This is a genomic window from Bacillus sp. LJBS06 (genome assembly GCF_016924995.1).
In the GTDB taxonomy this organism is placed as follows: Bacteria; Bacillota; Bacilli; order Bacillales; family Bacillaceae; genus Bacillus; species Bacillus stercoris.
The window spans coordinates 944376-959817 of the sequence record NZ_CP070483.1 but is presented as its reverse complement, the minus strand read 5'-3'; the positions used below and the strand labels follow the sequence as shown (position 1 = coordinate 959817).

The following is a 15442-nucleotide window of genomic DNA, read 5'->3' as shown; positions in this document are numbered from 1 at the left end:
AAATGTTTCACGCATAGACAAAAAGACAAGCCTCGGCCTGCCTTTTATCGCATTTGTAAATCCTTTGTGTGAATATAGCCTATAACACCGCCATAATCCACGAACGCCCAAGTGAAGTCAAATCCTCCGTTTTCACTAAATCCCCACCCGAGTATTGTCACCTCTGTTCCAGATGAGAGCTGCTTAGCTTTTCCGTTTTCGGGTGTCGGTGTATAGAAGGCTGTCTGTTTCGTTGTTTTCGCTTGGCTTGCGGTTTTCATTAAAAAGTGAGTTGAAATATATGCTTTTTTTCCTTTGAAATGAATTTGAGCCCAATCGGCATTTACGAACCCATCGACTGTTACCTTTTGTTCTGATGATACAGTGCCGAGAATATCACCTTCATGATTTGGCGCAGTCCGGACATTCAGTTTTCCTGCTTTTATGATGTAAGTATCGGATGATGGCATGCTGACAGATATGTCGTGAAGGGGCGCAGCTTTTGCTGCGGGAGCGGAGTGAAGTGCTGTCAAGCCCATTCCTATGGCAGCTGTTAAAGCGAGCATTACTTGTTTCTTTTTCATTTAAAGCTCCTCCTCGCATTTGACAAGATATAAGTGGTATTCCCTTATTGACAGGCTGGCGAAACATGTTTTATGTGAAAAAAATGAAAAAACCTGCCGGTCGCTAACGGCAGGTTTTTAATGCAAAAGGCCTCTGCTTTGATGTAAGTAATCATTCACGTCGTTACGGGAGCTTTGAAAAAGGTGGAGCTGGCCTCCATAGTTTTCGATCCATTGTGTGACGATTTTTTCAGTCATTTTTTCACCCTGATAGGCGTGTCCGGCTTTTGCATAGGTTGCTTCGAAATCGCTCCATAGCAGTTCCACCCATGTTTTCGCCTGTATATAGCTGATCATATCGTTCTTTTCCAGAAGCAGATTCGTCAGTTTCTCAATGTACATATTCATGTGTGCAGTCTCCTTTCTTCAGGAAAAAAATAACGCTTTATTACGTGGTGTTCTCCATATACTAACCTTACGTCTTCATCTGGAAAGACGCAACTTTTTGATCTCGAACCTAGGGGGATATGACATGGTCCGGAATAAAGAAAAAGGATTTCCTTACGAAAACGAAAACAAATTTCAGGGTGAACCGAGAGCAAAGGACGACTATGCTTCAAAGCGTGCTGATGGATCGATTAATCAGCACCCTCAAGAAAGAATGAGAGCCTCTGGCAAACGGTAAAGAAGAACAGCTGCATACACTGCAGCTGTTTTTACCCTTTATTGACTTGATATTCGTAGACGCTCTTCTTTTCTGATAAGTGTGCGAAGGTAGAAAGCACAAGTCCGCATGCGGTCATAAGCGCGCCGCCTGCAAACAGCCAGGAATAAGAGCCTGTTCCGCTTAAAATCATTCCGCCGATCCATGCACCAAGGGCATTAGCAAGGTTAAATGCTGATACGCTGACAGCTGCGGCAATGGTTGTGCCGCCCTCAGATGAGGAAATGACCTTTGTTTGCAGCAGAGGCGGCGTGCCGAATGCGCATGCCCCGAATAGGAACGTGGCCACAATAGCTGCAGCCGGGTAAATGGCGATGTACGGAAATACAGCCAGAACACCAATTAAACCGATCATTACGCCGATCATCGTCCGAGTCAGCAGAGGCAGCGGCACTTTTCCCGCAAAGAAATTCCCTGCAACGCCTCCCAAACCATACGCAAAGAGAGCGCCTGTAATGCCAACTGTGCTGAATCCGGCTGAATGTCTCAAGATCGGTTCGATAAAGGTGTAGGCGATAAAGACACCGGAATAGCCTAAAATGGTAATCGCGAAGGAAAACAGCACTTGTTTGTGTTTAAAAACCCCCCACTCATTCATTAGCATAGGGATCACTTTTGGTTTTCTGTTTGGCACGGCAGCCATAAGACCTAAAAATCCGATGACACCAAGTGCCGTAATGATGGAAAATACCGCTCTCCAATTCAGGACATCTCCGAGATAAGAACCGAATGGAACACCCAGCATTAGAGCTACTGTCAGTCCGCCGTTCATTGAAGCAGCGGCTGCAGCGCGCCTTTCCGGCGGAACCATTTCACTGGCGAAGACCATGGCTATCGCGAAGAATGCGCCGTGAATGGACGCAGATAAAATTCTTGAGACGGCCAGTACCGCAAAATTCGGTGCCAGTGCGCTCATCAGGTTTGAAAGGATAAAAATCGCCATCAGCCCAAGAAGCACAGGCTTTCTCGGGAGTTTGACAGAAATGATGGTGACGAGCGGTCCTGTCAAACAGACGCTTGCCGCGTAAGCCGTGACAAGAAGCCCTGCAGATGAAACCTGTATATGAAAGTCATTGGCAATCGACGTCAAAATACCCATCACCGCGTATTCTGTATAGCCGATTGAAAATGTACAAATCATAAGAACAAATATAATAAATTTTACAGATGGGCTTTTGATACTCAACGTCATCGCCTCCTTTGATATTAAAAAACAACGATTTCCATACTAAAAGATTTTTAAAGTCAATTCAATGATTTTTTCTTTAAGACCTCGTGTAAATGTGCTGCACAAAAAAAGAGGCTGATGATCAGCCTCCCTGTTACGCTTTATTCTTTTTCTTTCAAAACTGAGATTGGCAGCGCTCCCTCTTGCTGAGGAGAAGAGGTTCTGTATCCCCATGCGAAAACGCCATTTAAATAACTGATGGTAAACTCGTCCTCAGTGTCTTCAACACGGTACGTTTCTCCCGGTGAGTAATCTTCCGGGTTCAGCAAATATGCTTTTGCCATCGTAATTTTCCGTTCGAGCACTGCCAGTTCGTTTATAATTCCATGCTGTTCGGCTTTTCTTGCTTTTTCAGAAAGTAATGCGATTTCAGTATTGAGTTCGTGCGGTGTCATTTGACTGTATCGTTTCTCCATTTTTTCAGCTACTCCTCTTCGTGCAGAAATTGTTCGATTAAATCGAGTGAGAATCCTTTGCGGAATAAAAATTGTTTGACCTTCATGGCGCTTTCATAGGAGCCGTCATAGCGGTATTTTCTAAGCGCTTTTTCCGCGTGAATGCGCAGCGCTTCTTTCTCTGTGTCTTCATCATTTTCATATTCAATCTGCTCTAGCGCCGCATTGATGACATCAAATGAGAAGCCCTTGCGCTGAAGCTGCATCTGGGCGCGCTGTTTGAGTTCTTTTGTCGAAAGCTTTTTATCTTTTTTGAGAAGCTTTTCAACATGCTTGACCGCTTCTCTTGTCTGATCTTCAAAGGAAAAAGAACTTAGCGCCTCCTTAATTGTATCGTCATCAATTCCCTTCGCTCTCAGCTCTCTGAACAAAACATCAGGTCCTTTTCCGTTTGTTTTTTTGTGGGTGCTGACATAGGCTGCGGCAAATTCCTGGTCGTTTAAGTACTTGTAATCGTTGAGCTTATGGATGACCTCCGCAATGACGGGTGGCGAGGTTTCTTTTTTCTTCAAGTGGTCCTCGACCTCTTTCGTTGACCGCATTCGATAGGATAAAAATTCAAGCGCGCGGTTGAAGCCTTTCTTCACTTCATCGCCGTATTGAATCTCAATGATGTCAAGATCATCAAGTTCTTTTCCCTTCTTGAGCTCATATTTCACAAGCACATCCGCGTCCACGCTGAAGGCGTATTTATCATCCAGAAAAATATTGAAGCGTTCCGTATTCTTTTTTTGCGCTGATATTTTTGTAATAAACGGCATCTTAATCTCCCTTCTCAGGCCTGAAACGTGTTTCCTTTTATTAAAATGAGGTAAAGTATATTTATTAGAACGATGAGGAGAGATGTTGATGAATATCGCAATGACGGGCGGAACCGGTTTTCTCGGCCGGCATCTGACAGGCGTTCTTACCCGCCAGGGACACCATGTTTATATTTTATCAAGAAACGCAAGGGAAACTGAACAAAAAAATATGACATATGTCCAATGGCTGACGGAAGGAGCCGCCCCGGAGCAGGAACTTCCTCATATTGATGTCTGGATAAACCTTGCGGGAAAATCGATTTTTGGCCGCTGGACAGAAAAAACGAAGCAGGACATTCTCTCCAGCCGTATCAATGCGACGCGTGAAGTGCAGCGGCTTATTCGTAAACAGAAGGAGAAGCCGAAGACATTAATCCAAGCCAGTGCTGTGGGTATTTACGGCACAAGCCTTGAGAAAACCTTTACAGAGGATTCTGCAACGTCAGATGAGGATTTTCTCAGCCATACTGCGCACCTGTGGGAAAAGGAAGGACAGAATATTGAGGCGATGGGCATCAGGACGGTTTATGCAAGATTTGGCGTGATGCTTGGAGAAAAAGGCGCTCTACCGCTTATGGTTCTCCCCTATAAGTTTCTGGCCGGCGGAACGATCGGAACAGGCAGACAGTGGCTGTCATGGATTCATGTCGAAGACGCAGCCCAGATGATCCGATATGCGGTGGAAAACGCCGGCATCTCTGGCCCAATGAATGTCACCGCGCCCAATCCTGTGGAAATGAAACAATTCGGCAAAACGATTGCACGGGTGAAGCACCGCCCGCACTGGCTCCCCGTCCCGGAATTCTTTTTATCAAAAGCATTGGGTGAGATGAGTCTTTTGATTGTGAAAGGTCAGCGCGCTCTTCCTAAAAAAGCGATCACCTCTGGATTTCGTTTTACATATTCGGATCTTGCCTTCGCACTCTTACAGCTGATAACGGACCGAAAGACTGTATAAAAACAGCAGGAAGCGTCAACCTTAAGGATAACATGGTTGAAGGAGGTCCTTTTTATGGAAAAAAAGAGGGAGAAGCACCAGCAAGGCGCCAACCTGAAGAAAATGCAGGAAGTTCTTTATTCAGGCGAATTTAAAAAAGCGGAAAAAGCTGCTAAGCGGAAGTAGGAATACATAGCCCCTTAAAACCAAATACTATCTTTGTTTGATATCACTTTTTAGGGGGAATTTGATATGGGCAGAAATCATATCCACAAAAACCGTGATAAAAACAAACAAAAGCTTCCACAAGTTCCCGATGCATTAAAAAGGGAAACTGACGGCGTTTACGAAGAATATTCAAGCGAGCTTGCTGATGCAAATGACCGCGAAGCGCAAGAGCGTGCGAAAGCAGCCGACAACAGAGCGAAAAAGAAATCTCGTTAATAAAAACCCCTTGTCTCCGTTTGAGACAAGGGGTTTTTTACATTTCAGTGAACCGGTCGCGGATCGGTGTGCGTTTTTTCACTTCCGGCGATTCGTCAGGATAACCCGTTTGTATGATGGCGGCGAAGCGTTCATTATCCTGTAAACCAAAGGCCTGATGGACTTCTTTGTCGTATAGGATTTTTCCGCTTTTCCAAACCATGCCGATTCCTTTTTCCCAAGCAAGAAGCTGAAGGTTTTGAATCAATGAGCTTGTTGCCGCAAAATCGTCGTCTCGCGCTCTTTCGTTTTCATCTTCCTGAAAAACGACGAGCAGAAAACCCGGAACGCGCCCAAGTGTGTTTTTGAAATTTTGAAGCTTTTCCTCTGTCATATCCGGCTTGGATTTCTTAGAAAACGCTGCAAATGTATTGATGAGGTTCGCTTTACCTGTCTCACTGGAAACGTAAATAAATCTCCATGGCTCTGTTACTCTGTGATTTGGCGCATATTTTGCCGTTTCAAGCATGTCAAGAATAACTTCTGCAGGTACTGGCCCTTGTTTAAACTTTCGAATCGATCTTCTGCTGCGTATGATGTCCCGCAGTTCTGAGTGCTGATGTATTTGTTCGGTTTGAGGCATACCGTTTCACCTTCCTATTCAATTGAAAATGATTATCATTTCATAATGATAACGGAAAGTGCATCTTGTTGTAAACCATCATCCGTATTAGATGTTAAAAATACGCGTTTCTGAGTAAACGGCCGTTCCTGTCATCTTCACTTTCACATGGCCGTCCGCTTCGTTCATTTCGATTTCGACTTTTCCGTCCTTTCCGATTTCCTGCCCTTGTTCAATGATAAATTTATGCTGCTCAGCATTGCCATAATGTTTCATATAAGCCCCCATCACGCCTGACGCTGTGCCGGTCACTGGGTCTTCAATTGTTCCCGAATACGGGGATGAAAAGTGGCGTCCGTGCAGGTCGCTGTCGGGATGAACGGTTTCAAAGGTAAACGGATGGACTGAAGCTTTTGGCAGATCAACTAACACTTTCGGAAATTGTTTGTTATCTGGCACCATCTTTTTAGAAGCCTCTAATGATTTAAGCGGTACGATGGCTGTCCATATGCCAGTGCTGCCAAATACAATCGGAAGATCTTCATGAAAATCTTCTTCGGTGATTCCCAGTGCGTGCGCAAGTTTTTCCCGATCGCCTGTAAATGGTTTGAATTGCGGGGAGGCCTGTTCAAGCGTAATATGAATGCGGCCATCTTTTTCAGAAATGTTCACAGGCAGGATTCCGGCTTTCGTTTGGATGCTGTACGTTTTACCGCTCTCCAGCATTCCTTTCTCACATAATGCGTAAAGAGAAGCAACTGTAGCATGACCGCACAAATTCATTTCGTGTCCAGGGGTAAAGTAACGGAGTTCAAGATCGGCCGACTCGCTTTTTCGGATAAAGGAGGTTTCTGAATACCCGGCACGCTCGGCTATGATCTGCATTTCGTTTTCAGTAAAATCGTCTCCCTGCAATACGACGCCTGCGGGGTTTCCTTTTCCGGGACTGCTTGTAAATGCTTCATATTTTAATACCTCTGCTTCTTTCATTCATCTGCCGCCCTTTCTTTATCAATGTCTCTGTCAGTATAGCAAAAATAATTACGAATCTTCAGTTATTAATAAAAAAACCCATTTTCTTCTTCAAGAAAATGGGCGTAACGATCAAGAGTTTCTTGTTTTATAGAGCAAATAAATAAAATAAGGGGCGCCGATAGCCGCTGTAAATACGCCGGCTGGCACTTCCACCGGAGCAAATAAGGTTCTGCCGACAATATCAGCTGTTAAGACGAGCAGAGCCCCAATAAGTGCCGACGCCGGAAGCAGCGCGCCATAAGATGAGCCGACAAGCCGTCTTGCAATATGGGGCGCCATCAGCCCAACAAAACCGATTGTGCCGGCAACTGAAACTGCACAACCCGTAAGAGCCGTACTCAAAAGGAGCAAGAAAAAACGATTTCGCTGCACAGCGCTTCCCGCACCCGCCGCAATATCTTCACCCAGCACCTGTATATTCATATTTTTCAGCGCGATCCAACAAATGAATAGGAGAATGACAGATAAGATAATAGCTATTTTTACATGCCCCCAGTTTGACCCATAAACTGACCCAGTGATATATACATTGGCTTGTGATGCCCGATAAATCGGACCTTTGATCATCAGCAGGGTCGTCATCGCCTGCGCCGACATAGAAAATCCGATTCCGATAAGCACCAGCCGAAATGTGGAGGCGCCATTTTTATATGCCAGTAAATAGACGATGAGACCGACAGCCGAGGCGCCGATAAATGCGGCCGCTGGAAGCCATGACAGGCTGATCGTCAGTGAACTGCTGCGGTCTGAGAAGAACATCATTAAAAGTACGACAGCTACTGCCGCTCCTCCCGTTATTCCGATAATATCCGGAGATGCGAGAGGGTTTCTGACGAGTCCCTGCAATATCGCGCCTGCCGCTGCCAAACAAACGCCGGCGCATAAAGCCGTCAAAATTCTTGGCATGCGGAACGACATGATCATCAGTTCATCCAGCTTGGAACCTGCACCAAAGAATGTTTTTGCTACATCCCAGGGAGGAATAAACCTTTGTCCAAGACCGGCGCTTATGATGAGGACAGCAGCTGTGAATCCCAGTAAAACCAAAAAGACGATCCTCGCTTTCTTTTCAGCCGCAGTAACGCCAAAACGAAGTTTCATAGCTTCGCCCCCCTTCTTGCGATGTACACAAACACAGGCATTCCGATGATGGCGGTCATGACCCCGACAGGAACTTCCTGAGGCATAATGATATATCGCGCACCGATGTCCGCGGAAACAAGCAGAATGGCACCCAAAACAGCGGAAAACGGCAGAACCCAGCGATAATCATTACCGACGACGAACCTGGAAAAATGCGGAATAATGATGCCGATAAAGGAAATCGGCCCGGCAATGGCGACAGCAGATCCTGCTAGCAAGACAACACAAAGCGCCATCACGAATTTCAGCAGGCCCGTTTTTTGGCCGAGTCCTTTTGCCACATCTTCTCCCATCACAAGGAGATTTATTTTTTGGCCAAGAAAAAAGCAGATTACCAGCGCTGCCGCTGCATATGGAAACATCGTCATCAGCAGATCCAGACTCCTGCCCTGCACAGAGCCAGTCAGCCAAAATAGCACCTGGGCAAGCTCAAGTTCGTTGACAGACAGCAAGCCTTGCGTCAGAGAAGAAAACATGGCTGCCATGGCAGCGCCCGCCAGCGTCAATTTGATTGGTGTCAGCCCTTCTCTCCCAAGCGAGCCTGCTGCGTAGACGATCGCAGCGGTAAATGCTGCCCCGAGAAACGAGCTCCATACTAGTGCCTGAGGTGATTGAATATGCAGAAAAAACGATCCGGCCACAATAAAAAAGCCGGCACCGGCGTTTATTCCGAAAATTCCCGGTGACGCAAGCGGATTTTTTGTGAGCGCCTGCATGAGTGCTCCCGCGGCTGCAAGCGAGGCGCCGACGACTGTGGCAACCAAAGCACGCGGAAGCCTGACGTCCTTGATGATGACATGCTCATTTGTACCGTTGAAGGAATGAAACGCTTGATAGACCTGTCCCCATGACGTACCTGTATAACCGTACACAACACTTGCGCAGACAGCTGCCAGTAAAATGAAAATCAGACATAATAACGTAATCCATTTTGAAGATGCCTTTTTGCAGATCATGATCTCATTCTCCCAGATTTACTATGTATTGTTTGTTTTTGAGAATAATCCTCAATTAGGGATTGACACTCTCACCACTGCTTATTATGATCTAAATGATAATGAATTTCAATATCGGGAGGAAAAAGATGAAAAAGCATATCAGCATGCTATTCGTATTTTTAATGACCCTTGTCGTACTTTCTGCCTGTAATAGTTCAGAAAGTTCAAGCAACAGCGAGGAGTCAAACAGCAAAACCAGAACGGTTAAACATGCAATGGGAACATCAGACAACATTCCCGCAAATCCAAAACGGATTGTTGTTTTAACAAACGAAGGCACAGAGGCGCTCTTAGCGCTTGGCATCAAGCCGGTTGGCGCCGTGAAGTCATGGAAGGGCGACCCGTGGTATGACTATCTGAAGGATGACATGAAAGGTGTTCAAAACGTCGGCCTTGAAACAGAACCGAATGTGGAAGCCATCGCAGAATTAAAGCCTGATTTGATTATTGGAAACAAAGTGCGCCAGGAAAAAATTTATGATCAGCTAAATGCGATTGCACCGACTGTTTTTGCTGAATCCTTGGCCGGGAATTGGAAGGATAACCTGACTTTATATGCCAACGCGGTGAACAAGGCGGATAAAGGCAAGAAAGCCATTGCCGATTTTGATAAACGCGCTGCCGATTTAAAAGAAAAACTTGGCGACCAGACCAACAAAACAGTTTCTGTCGTACGCTTTTTATCCGGTGAATCAAGAATCTATTATACTGATTCATTCTCAGGAATTATTTTAGACCAGCTTGGCTTCAAACGCCCTGAAAAACAAGTAGAACTGTTCAAGAAGCAAAAGGACCAATTTACGTTCTCAACAGACAGTAAAGAGTCCATTCCTGATATGGATGCCGATGTGCTGTTTTATTTCACATATAAAGCCGATAATGCAAAGGAAAATGAAAAATGGGCCAATCAGTGGACAAGCAGTTCACTATGGAAAAACCTAAAGGCCGTGAAGTCAGGTAACGCACATGAAGTCGATGACGTCGTATGGACAACCGCAGGCGGAATTAAAGCCGCAAACTACCTGCTTGATGATATTGAAACCAATTTCTTAAAAACGAAATAAAAAAAGACTCCGTCTTATTAGACGGAGTCTTTTTTGCTTTTGCCAATCAGACGTGTAACGAGGAACATGGTGACAGAAAGAGATCTGTTTTTCCGATACGCCAGGTATTTCCCGCGCCACTCCGGTTTGTACTTTTCTTTAAAGGCCCTTAGGCCGCTGAAGCTGTACATGTATCTGACATTGTTAAAAATGACAGCAGCAAACCTTTCTGACCAGAAGGATGTAAAGGCAGTGCCGACATTGGACAAGGGTGCCATTCCCATATTAAATGACGTGCAGCCCTCTTCCTTTGCCCATAAAAACATGCGGATGAACAATGCGTCCATAATGCCATTTGGAGCGTCGCCGCGATAGCGCATCAGATCAACCGATATCTCTCCTTCCTGGTACATCGGCATGACATTTGCGAATGCAACGATCTCTCCCTCTGCATTTTTCATATAGGCGATCGGCGCTTTCTGTAAATAGGCAGGATCAAAAAATCCGAGCGAGAATCCCTTCTCCTTTTTCGAACCTAGCCATTCGTCTGAGATTTGTTTCAGCTCCTCCAGAAACGCATCAGAAAATGGGGGATGATCCACATGGAAAGTATACTCCTCCCGCTCAAAGCGGTTATTGATTGCCCGAAGGCCGGCTTTTTTCTTCCCAGTCAAGGTAAATGTATGTAAATCTACATATGCTTCCTCGCCCAATTTAAAGAAGTTGTAGCCAAAATCGTGATACAGCGCCATGTCCTCTCGTTCAATTTGATAGAACAAAACACTGAATCCCTTCTGATGCGCTTCGTTCAGAAACTCTTCCAGCACGAGCGGGAATGATTCTCTTTGGCCAGACGGGTCGCCGAGCACGACCAGCCTTCTGGCGATTTTCCCAAACAGAAGCAATGCATTCCCGTCACTTGAAAAATAAAACCGCTTATCTCCAAGAAAGCCGAGATGGCTCAGCGCGTTGCCGCCTTTTTCATTGAGAAACGCAGCAAGACGCTCAGGGTCAGCTTTCTCTCCGATCGGTCGCGTTCTCTTATGATAGACCACTGTAAATATAAAGAAGAACAGCGGCACAATGATGATTGCCATGATGGTTGCATGTGTAATATGCGAGGTGCTGTGGACGAAATATTCATGACGCAGCACCTTCTTCATCCGATCCCAAATAAAGCCCGCAATCAGATTGTAGTTAAAGAGTGCCACAGTAAACAGCGCTACAGCGAAAATCAATTGTCCCAGTGTATAAGATGCCTGTTCGCGGACAAATTGTTTTTTCAATAGCACAAGCAATACGATAATCATCGGCAGTATGAATATCGCACTGATGTTAAGTCCTTTTAAAAAGCTGAACACAAACCCGCCGACAAGTGCTGTAATGGCCATCGTATAGGAGCGTTTTGTCCGTTTATAAAGCTCGATCGGCAATATCAGCAGAATGAGCGCTGAGCTTAAAGACAGACCGTTAAACAGCAAAAGAGCCGGGCGCGGAATGTGCGGTATAACCGTCAGCCTGTCAATCGGCAAGGAAACTGAGGCCAGGATAATCAGGCCTGCTACGAACACAATAAGCGAAAGCGAGCCTTGCAAAATTCTCACTAATACCGCACGCTGAACAACAAGCAGAACGTTTGTCGTCTCAATTGCCGGTGCGATGCGCGGGTTCGTTTCGAGCCGTTTCATTGTATTTTCCGTCAGGTCGCCTGCGGCAAAGAATAGTCCCAAAATGAATGGGATAAATGAATAGGCGAGTCTGTACAACACAATAGAAGTAACGATGGCCTCCTGATGATAGCCAAGCTGCTCCATCCCCAGCAAAAACAAAAGGTCAAACGAACCAAAGCCGCCCGGCACGAGGCTGATCATCCCGCCGATCGCCGCAATGACGAACACTCCGAACACATACCTGATATCAGCATGAACGCCCATAGCGAACAAAGCAAAATAGATGACGATCCCGGCCATGAGCCATTCAACAACGGAAGCTCCAATATATGCGAAAATCGGATTTTTCACTTTATCCGCATTTTCTTCGTCCCCAGCTTTGCGGTCTTTTATTTTGGACACTGCCAAGGATAGCGGCAATATCAGCGCAAAACCGATAACGACCGCCCACAGCCAAGGCTTTTCATGAATGACTTCATCCACCGGCAGCACTCGGGCAACGACGAAAATGCTGAAAACAGATAATCCGAGCAGCATAGAGGATGTGAGCCAGGCGATTCCTTTCACGAGAGCCTTATGGTCTTTCGTATGCTCCTTATAAAACATCATTCTTAACCCGACTCCGGCTAAACCGCCGAATCCCAGCACATTATTAAATGAATTGGCGATCCAAGAAACCCTGAATACTTTTCCGTTTGTGATCGATAGGCGCAGTGAGTATTTCAGGACGTAATCATACAGAGACATGGCCGCTACAGCCAGCAAGCCGACAAACACAAGTATGAATAAGTCTGTTCGTTCCAGCCCGTTGATGACCATGAGCGTACGTTTGAAAGACAGATTTGTCAGTTCTTTTTTTGATTGATAAATAACAAATAGCAAAACAGCAATAGGAAAAACGATTTTTAATATTGATAAAGCATTCTTTTTAATCAGCAATGGTCTCTCCAATCATATTCTAGTTCGAATCTCTCCCCCAATAATCTCCAACTCATTATACACTACCGTTATTTCTCGGACAAAGTCCCGCATGCAGTTTCTGCTCACTTTCTTTCAGGAGTAGAAATCGAGTAATATGATAAGAGGAGTGAATGATGAGGAAGTGATGAAATGGAATATAATTTACATGATACAACAGTACTAAACGAAAACATTCTTTCATCGGAGGAGCGGGAAATATGGGTGCTCTATATGAAAGTCTTAACTTCTGCCGGGCTCGGTGATGTGTCCGAATGGATGAAGCTGGATATGAGCATGCCGCAAATGAAAGTGCTGATGCTATTAAACAACCATGGAACACTGAAAGTGAGTGACATTGCTGAAAAAATGGGAGCTTCCCTGTCTAATACAACAGGGCTGCTTGACCGGCTTGAAAAATCAGGATTTGTCAAACGCTCACATTCTGAAGAGGACCGCCGCTCAGTGGTTGTTCAGTTGACAGAAAATGCGAAAAATATTTTCCGGGGTTTGTATGAAAAAGGCCACCTGAAATTGAAGCGTTCATTGGAGCTGCTGTCCCCTGAAGAAAAGCAGGCTGTTTCCGAAGGGTTGTCTATCCTTTCAAGAGCATTAGAGAAAGCGAAAAAAGAATAGATCTGCAAGTCTGTCATCCGCAAACTGCGGAAACAGGCTTTTTTTATTTGACATTTAGTTCATTTAAAATGAATAATATATTTTGAGTGAACTAAAGAGGAGTTGATGAATATGTCTGAAGCATTAACAAAGCAGAAAAGCCAAAAGTGGGCAATCAGCCTGTTTACGATTGGCGTGTTTATGGCTGCTTTAGATAACGGAATTATTTCGGCTGCTTTAACAACGATAAACGAGTCGTTTGCTGTTTCTCCTTCTTGGGGATCATGGGGCATCACCCTTTATACGCTCGGTCTTAGCGTCAGTGTGCCAATCGTCGGAAAGCTTTCCGACCGCTACGGCAGAAAAAAACTCTTTCTCATTGAGGTTTGCCTGTTCGGACTTGGTTCTTTGCTTGTTGCTTTGAGCCAAAGCTTCCCGCTCTTTCTGATATCGCGGCTGATTCAGGCGCTTGGCGGCGGCGGGATTTTCATCATCGGAAGCTCGCACATTCTCGCTACGCTTCCAAAGGAAAAACAGGGGAAGGCGCTTGGGCTGCTTGGCGCAATGAACGGCATGGCCGCTGTGCTCGGGCCCAATATCGGAAGCTTTCTGCTTGATTGGACCGGGTCTTGGCATTGGCTGTTTTTGATTAATTTGCCGATTGCCGTGCTATTGGTTGTTTTCGGCGCATGTTTTATTGCGGAAACAAAAGCGCCTGAGGCTAAACGCCTCGATACGGCTGGCATCTTTCTTCTGTCCCTGTCGATTTTAGCCGTGATGTACGGCATGACAAACCTTGACGGGGCAAATCTCTTAAACAGCTTGGGACATCCGGAGGTTTATGGATGTATTATTTTTGGCCTTCTTTGTTTTGCAGCGCTTATCACGTATGAAAAGAGAGTTGAAATGCGCGGGGGCGATCCGATTTTAGCGTATTCTCTGCTGCGAAACCATATGTTTCAGCGCACGCTTATCATCGGTTTGTTATCCGGGGGACTCTTGGCGGCAGTCATTTTTATCCCGTCATATGTCGAGCAGTATTTAGGAGTCCCTGCCTCAAAAGCAGGCTATTGGATGACACCTCTAGCGTTGGCTTCCGGAATCGGCGCTTGGCTTGGCGGAGCGCTTACCGACAAAAAAGGTCCTGTAAAAACCGTTATTCTTTCGGGAATCATTTCATGTGCGGGGTTTGCTTTATTTCCGCTCTGGGTGACGGAAAAATGGGAGTTTGTGATCGCAAGTGTGGTGGCTGGGATCGGCTTTGGCTTTCTGTTAGGCGCTCCGCTGAACGTCCTTGTATCAGAAACGGCTAAAACAAATAAAGGCACAGCGCTTGGCACGCTTTCATTAGTAAGGCAAATTGGACTGACCTTGGCGCCTACTCTTTACGCAGGTTTTATCACGGCCGGGTTTGACCAAATCGGTGATGAAATCAAGAGCCGCTTATCGGACAGCGGGCATTCAGAAAAGGCGAGGCAGATGATTCCGGAGATCGACAGTTCTGATGTTTCTACTTTACAAGAACAAGTTGAACGCATTCCCGTTCCTGAAGTCAAAGCCGCGATAAGCGATGCCATTCATGCGAGTGTCGCCAGCGGCTATGACCATTTATATGCAGCGGCTGCTGTGATCTCACTGCTAGTGATTGCCGCTATCAGTATTCCAGCTTTCCGCCGGCAAAAGCGTTAAGACCACCCCATCCGTTTGGAAAGCTCTGTAATATGAGCGGTATGGTGATGTGAGTGCCAGACATACAGGCCGAGTGCGTTCTCCAGGGTAATAACTTCCTTTGTATCAGGGTGATAAAACCCGCGCTGAAATTGCTGATCCGTCAGAGTGCGGAGCAGAGCCGTCCATCTTCCGTGAAGCTCCTGCAAAAGGGCGAGTGAACCGCTCGGATCTGCCGTTTTCGAGTCTTTTAACTCCGACCATGCTTTTTCATCATACGGACGGATAGCCGGCGTCTCTTCCGTCAAGCTCAATTTAAAACGAATATAGCTGTTCATATGACTGTCAGCCAGATGATGAACAACTTGCCGAACGGTCCATCCACCATCCCGGTACGGTGTGTCAAGCTGGCTGTCCGTCATGCCCTCTACGGCTTGCTTCAGTTGGGCAGGCACTTTTTCAAGGGCTTGTATCCATTCATCTTTTTGCTCCTTCGATATGGATTCCCTCGGCTTGTATTCTCCTATTGGGTAGCTTAGGTTGTCTGTTGTCATGCATGTTCCCCCTTCTTTTCACTCT

At 45.8% G+C, this 15442-nt stretch carries 18 protein-coding genes; 7 read left to right on the top strand and 11 right to left on the bottom strand.

Annotation, left to right across the window (positions count from 1 at the left end; translation table 11 throughout):
- Positions 1–44 precede the first annotated feature (44 nt).
- Together JQX68_RS04705 and JQX68_RS04700 are read right to left on the bottom strand one after the other, a co-directional pair.
- Entirely contained in the window at positions 45–563 is a 519-nt protein-coding gene (locus JQX68_RS04705) for an SH3 domain-containing protein (RefSeq protein ID WP_095432292.1), read from the bottom strand.
- 117 nt (positions 564–680) lie between these two features.
- Positions 681–950: a YfhJ family protein gene (locus JQX68_RS04700; protein WP_014663267.1), complete on the bottom strand. Its 270-nt coding sequence runs from the start codon at positions 948–950 to the stop codon at positions 681–683.
- Between the two features lie 124 nt (positions 951–1074).
- Here JQX68_RS04700 and JQX68_RS04695 point away from each other — a divergent pair, with 124 nt between their 5' ends.
- The gene (locus tag JQX68_RS04695) at positions 1075–1227 is read left to right on the top strand and encodes a small, acid-soluble spore protein K (protein ID WP_003223241.1); all 153 of its coding nucleotides are present in this window, start codon (positions 1075–1077) and stop codon (positions 1225–1227) included.
- A gap of 31 nt (positions 1228–1258) precedes the next feature.
- On the opposite strand, the gene JQX68_RS04690 is transcribed toward JQX68_RS04695, so the two are convergent.
- The 3 genes from JQX68_RS04690 to recX form a co-directional block, all read right to left on the bottom strand.
- Positions 1259–2452, bottom strand: coding sequence for an MFS transporter (locus JQX68_RS04690; protein WP_083252902.1), 1194 nt, complete (start codon positions 2450–2452; stop codon positions 1259–1261).
- A 143-nt stretch (positions 2453–2595) separates the two neighbouring features.
- Positions 2596–2910: a YfhH family protein gene (locus tag JQX68_RS04685; protein WP_147773072.1), complete on the bottom strand. Its 315-nt coding sequence runs from the start codon at positions 2908–2910 to the stop codon at positions 2596–2598.
- A gap of 8 nt (positions 2911–2918) precedes the next feature.
- Positions 2919–3710 carry a recombination regulator RecX gene (gene recX, locus JQX68_RS04680; RefSeq protein ID WP_134975795.1) on the bottom strand — a complete coding sequence of 264 codons (792 nt, stop codon included), beginning with the start codon at positions 3708–3710 and terminating at the stop codon, positions 2919–2921.
- Positions 3711–3798: 88 nt separating this feature from the next.
- Between recX and JQX68_RS04675 the strand changes: the two genes are divergently transcribed.
- The 3 genes from JQX68_RS04675 (at position 3799) to JQX68_RS04665 (ending at position 5133) form a co-directional block, all read left to right on the top strand.
- Positions 3799–4710 carry a TIGR01777 family oxidoreductase gene (locus tag JQX68_RS04675; protein WP_147773071.1) on the top strand — a complete coding sequence of 304 codons (912 nt, stop codon included), beginning with the start codon at positions 3799–3801 and terminating at the stop codon, positions 4708–4710.
- Between the two features lie 54 nt (positions 4711–4764).
- Positions 4765–4875, top strand: a complete 111-nt coding sequence (locus JQX68_RS04670; RefSeq protein WP_003223230.1) for a YfhE family protein — start codon at positions 4765–4767, stop codon at positions 4873–4875.
- A gap of 66 nt (positions 4876–4941) precedes the next feature.
- Positions 4942–5133, top strand: a complete 192-nt coding sequence (locus JQX68_RS04665; protein ID WP_014663262.1) for a YfhD family protein — start codon at positions 4942–4944, stop codon at positions 5131–5133.
- Positions 5134–5170: 37 nt separating this feature from the next.
- On the opposite strand, the gene JQX68_RS04660 is transcribed toward JQX68_RS04665, so the two are convergent.
- The 4 genes from JQX68_RS04660 to JQX68_RS04645 form a co-directional block, all read right to left on the bottom strand.
- Complete coding sequence (locus JQX68_RS04660; RefSeq protein ID WP_014663261.1) at positions 5171–5755, bottom strand: nitroreductase family protein; 585 nt, start codon at positions 5753–5755, stop codon at positions 5171–5173.
- Between the two features lie 87 nt (positions 5756–5842).
- Entirely contained in the window at positions 5843–6724 is an 882-nt protein-coding gene (locus JQX68_RS04655; RefSeq protein ID WP_134975796.1) for a PhzF family phenazine biosynthesis isomerase, read from the bottom strand.
- 114 nt (positions 6725–6838) lie between these two features.
- A complete protein-coding gene (locus JQX68_RS04650; RefSeq protein WP_147773070.1) occupies positions 6839–7870 on the bottom strand; it encodes a FecCD family ABC transporter permease in 1032 nt (343 codons plus the stop codon).
- A complete protein-coding gene (locus tag JQX68_RS04645) occupies positions 7867–8868 on the bottom strand; it encodes a FecCD family ABC transporter permease (protein WP_040083683.1) in 1002 nt (333 codons plus the stop codon). Before JQX68_RS04645 ends, JQX68_RS04650 begins: the two co-directional genes overlap by 4 nt.
- A gap of 128 nt (positions 8869–8996) precedes the next feature.
- Here JQX68_RS04645 and JQX68_RS04640 point away from each other — a divergent pair, with 128 nt between their 5' ends.
- Positions 8997–9974: an ABC transporter substrate-binding protein gene (locus JQX68_RS04640; RefSeq protein WP_040083685.1), complete on the top strand. Its 978-nt coding sequence runs from the start codon at positions 8997–8999 to the stop codon at positions 9972–9974.
- Positions 9975–9991: 17 nt separating this feature from the next.
- On the opposite strand, the gene mprF is transcribed toward JQX68_RS04640, so the two are convergent.
- Positions 9992–12562 (bottom strand): bifunctional lysylphosphatidylglycerol flippase/synthetase MprF, encoded by a 2571-nt coding sequence (mprF, locus tag JQX68_RS04635; RefSeq protein WP_040083687.1) that lies wholly within the window; start codon positions 12560–12562, stop codon positions 9992–9994.
- Positions 12563–12733: 171 nt separating this feature from the next.
- Here mprF and JQX68_RS04630 point away from each other — a divergent pair, with 171 nt between their 5' ends.
- Together JQX68_RS04630 and JQX68_RS04625 are read left to right on the top strand one after the other, a co-directional pair.
- The gene (locus tag JQX68_RS04630) at positions 12734–13216 is read left to right on the top strand and encodes a MarR family transcriptional regulator (protein WP_014663255.1); all 483 of its coding nucleotides are present in this window, start codon (positions 12734–12736) and stop codon (positions 13214–13216) included.
- A 111-nt stretch (positions 13217–13327) separates the two neighbouring features.
- Complete coding sequence (locus JQX68_RS04625; RefSeq protein WP_147773069.1) at positions 13328–14884, top strand: MFS transporter; 1557 nt, start codon at positions 13328–13330, stop codon at positions 14882–14884.
- On the opposite strand, the gene bstA is transcribed toward JQX68_RS04625, so the two are convergent.
- The gene (gene bstA, locus JQX68_RS04620; RefSeq protein ID WP_040083690.1) at positions 14881–15417 is read right to left on the bottom strand and encodes a bacillithiol transferase BstA; all 537 of its coding nucleotides are present in this window, start codon (positions 15415–15417) and stop codon (positions 14881–14883) included. The genes JQX68_RS04625 and bstA overlap by 4 nt on opposite strands.
- Between the last annotated feature and the right edge of the window lie 25 nt (positions 15418–15442).

Excerpts from the sequence above, each read along its gene's own strand:
- JQX68_RS04705 (WP_095432292.1), bottom strand. The coding sequence starts at position 563 with ATGAAAAAGAAACAAGTAATGCTCGCTTTAACAGCTGCCATAGGAATG.
- JQX68_RS04700 (WP_014663267.1), bottom strand. The coding sequence starts at position 950 with ATGAATATGTACATTGAGAAACTGACGAATCTGCTTCTGGAAAAGAAC.
- JQX68_RS04695 (WP_003223241.1), top strand. The coding sequence starts at position 1,075 with ATGGTCCGGAATAAAGAAAAAGGATTTCCTTACGAAAACGAAAACAAA.
- JQX68_RS04685 (WP_147773072.1), bottom strand. The coding sequence starts at position 2,910 with ATGGAGAAACGATACAGTCAAATGACACCGCACGAACTCAATACTGAA.
- recX (WP_134975795.1), bottom strand. The coding sequence starts at position 3,710 with ATGCCGTTTATTACAAAAATATCAGCGCAAAAAAAGAATACGGAACGC.
- JQX68_RS04675 (WP_147773071.1), top strand. The coding sequence starts at position 3,799 with ATGAATATCGCAATGACGGGCGGAACCGGTTTTCTCGGCCGGCATCTG.
- JQX68_RS04670 (WP_003223230.1), top strand. The coding sequence starts at position 4,765 with ATGGAAAAAAAGAGGGAGAAGCACCAGCAAGGCGCCAACCTGAAGAAA.
- JQX68_RS04665 (WP_014663262.1), top strand. The coding sequence starts at position 4,942 with ATGGGCAGAAATCATATCCACAAAAACCGTGATAAAAACAAACAAAAG.
- JQX68_RS04660 (WP_014663261.1), bottom strand. The coding sequence starts at position 5,755 with ATGCCTCAAACCGAACAAATACATCAGCACTCAGAACTGCGGGACATC.
- JQX68_RS04655 (WP_134975796.1), bottom strand. The coding sequence starts at position 6,724 with ATGAAAGAAGCAGAGGTATTAAAATATGAAGCATTTACAAGCAGTCCC.
- JQX68_RS04650 (WP_147773070.1), bottom strand. The coding sequence starts at position 7,870 with ATGAAACTTCGTTTTGGCGTTACTGCGGCTGAAAAGAAAGCGAGGATC.
- JQX68_RS04645 (WP_040083683.1), bottom strand. The coding sequence starts at position 8,868 with ATGATCTGCAAAAAGGCATCTTCAAAATGGATTACGTTATTATGTCTG.
- JQX68_RS04640 (WP_040083685.1), top strand. The coding sequence starts at position 8,997 with ATGAAAAAGCATATCAGCATGCTATTCGTATTTTTAATGACCCTTGTC.
- JQX68_RS04630 (WP_014663255.1), top strand. The coding sequence starts at position 12,734 with ATGGAATATAATTTACATGATACAACAGTACTAAACGAAAACATTCTT.
- JQX68_RS04625 (WP_147773069.1), top strand. The coding sequence starts at position 13,328 with ATGTCTGAAGCATTAACAAAGCAGAAAAGCCAAAAGTGGGCAATCAGC.
- bstA (WP_040083690.1), bottom strand. The coding sequence starts at position 15,417 with ATGACAACAGACAACCTAAGCTACCCAATAGGAGAATACAAGCCGAGG.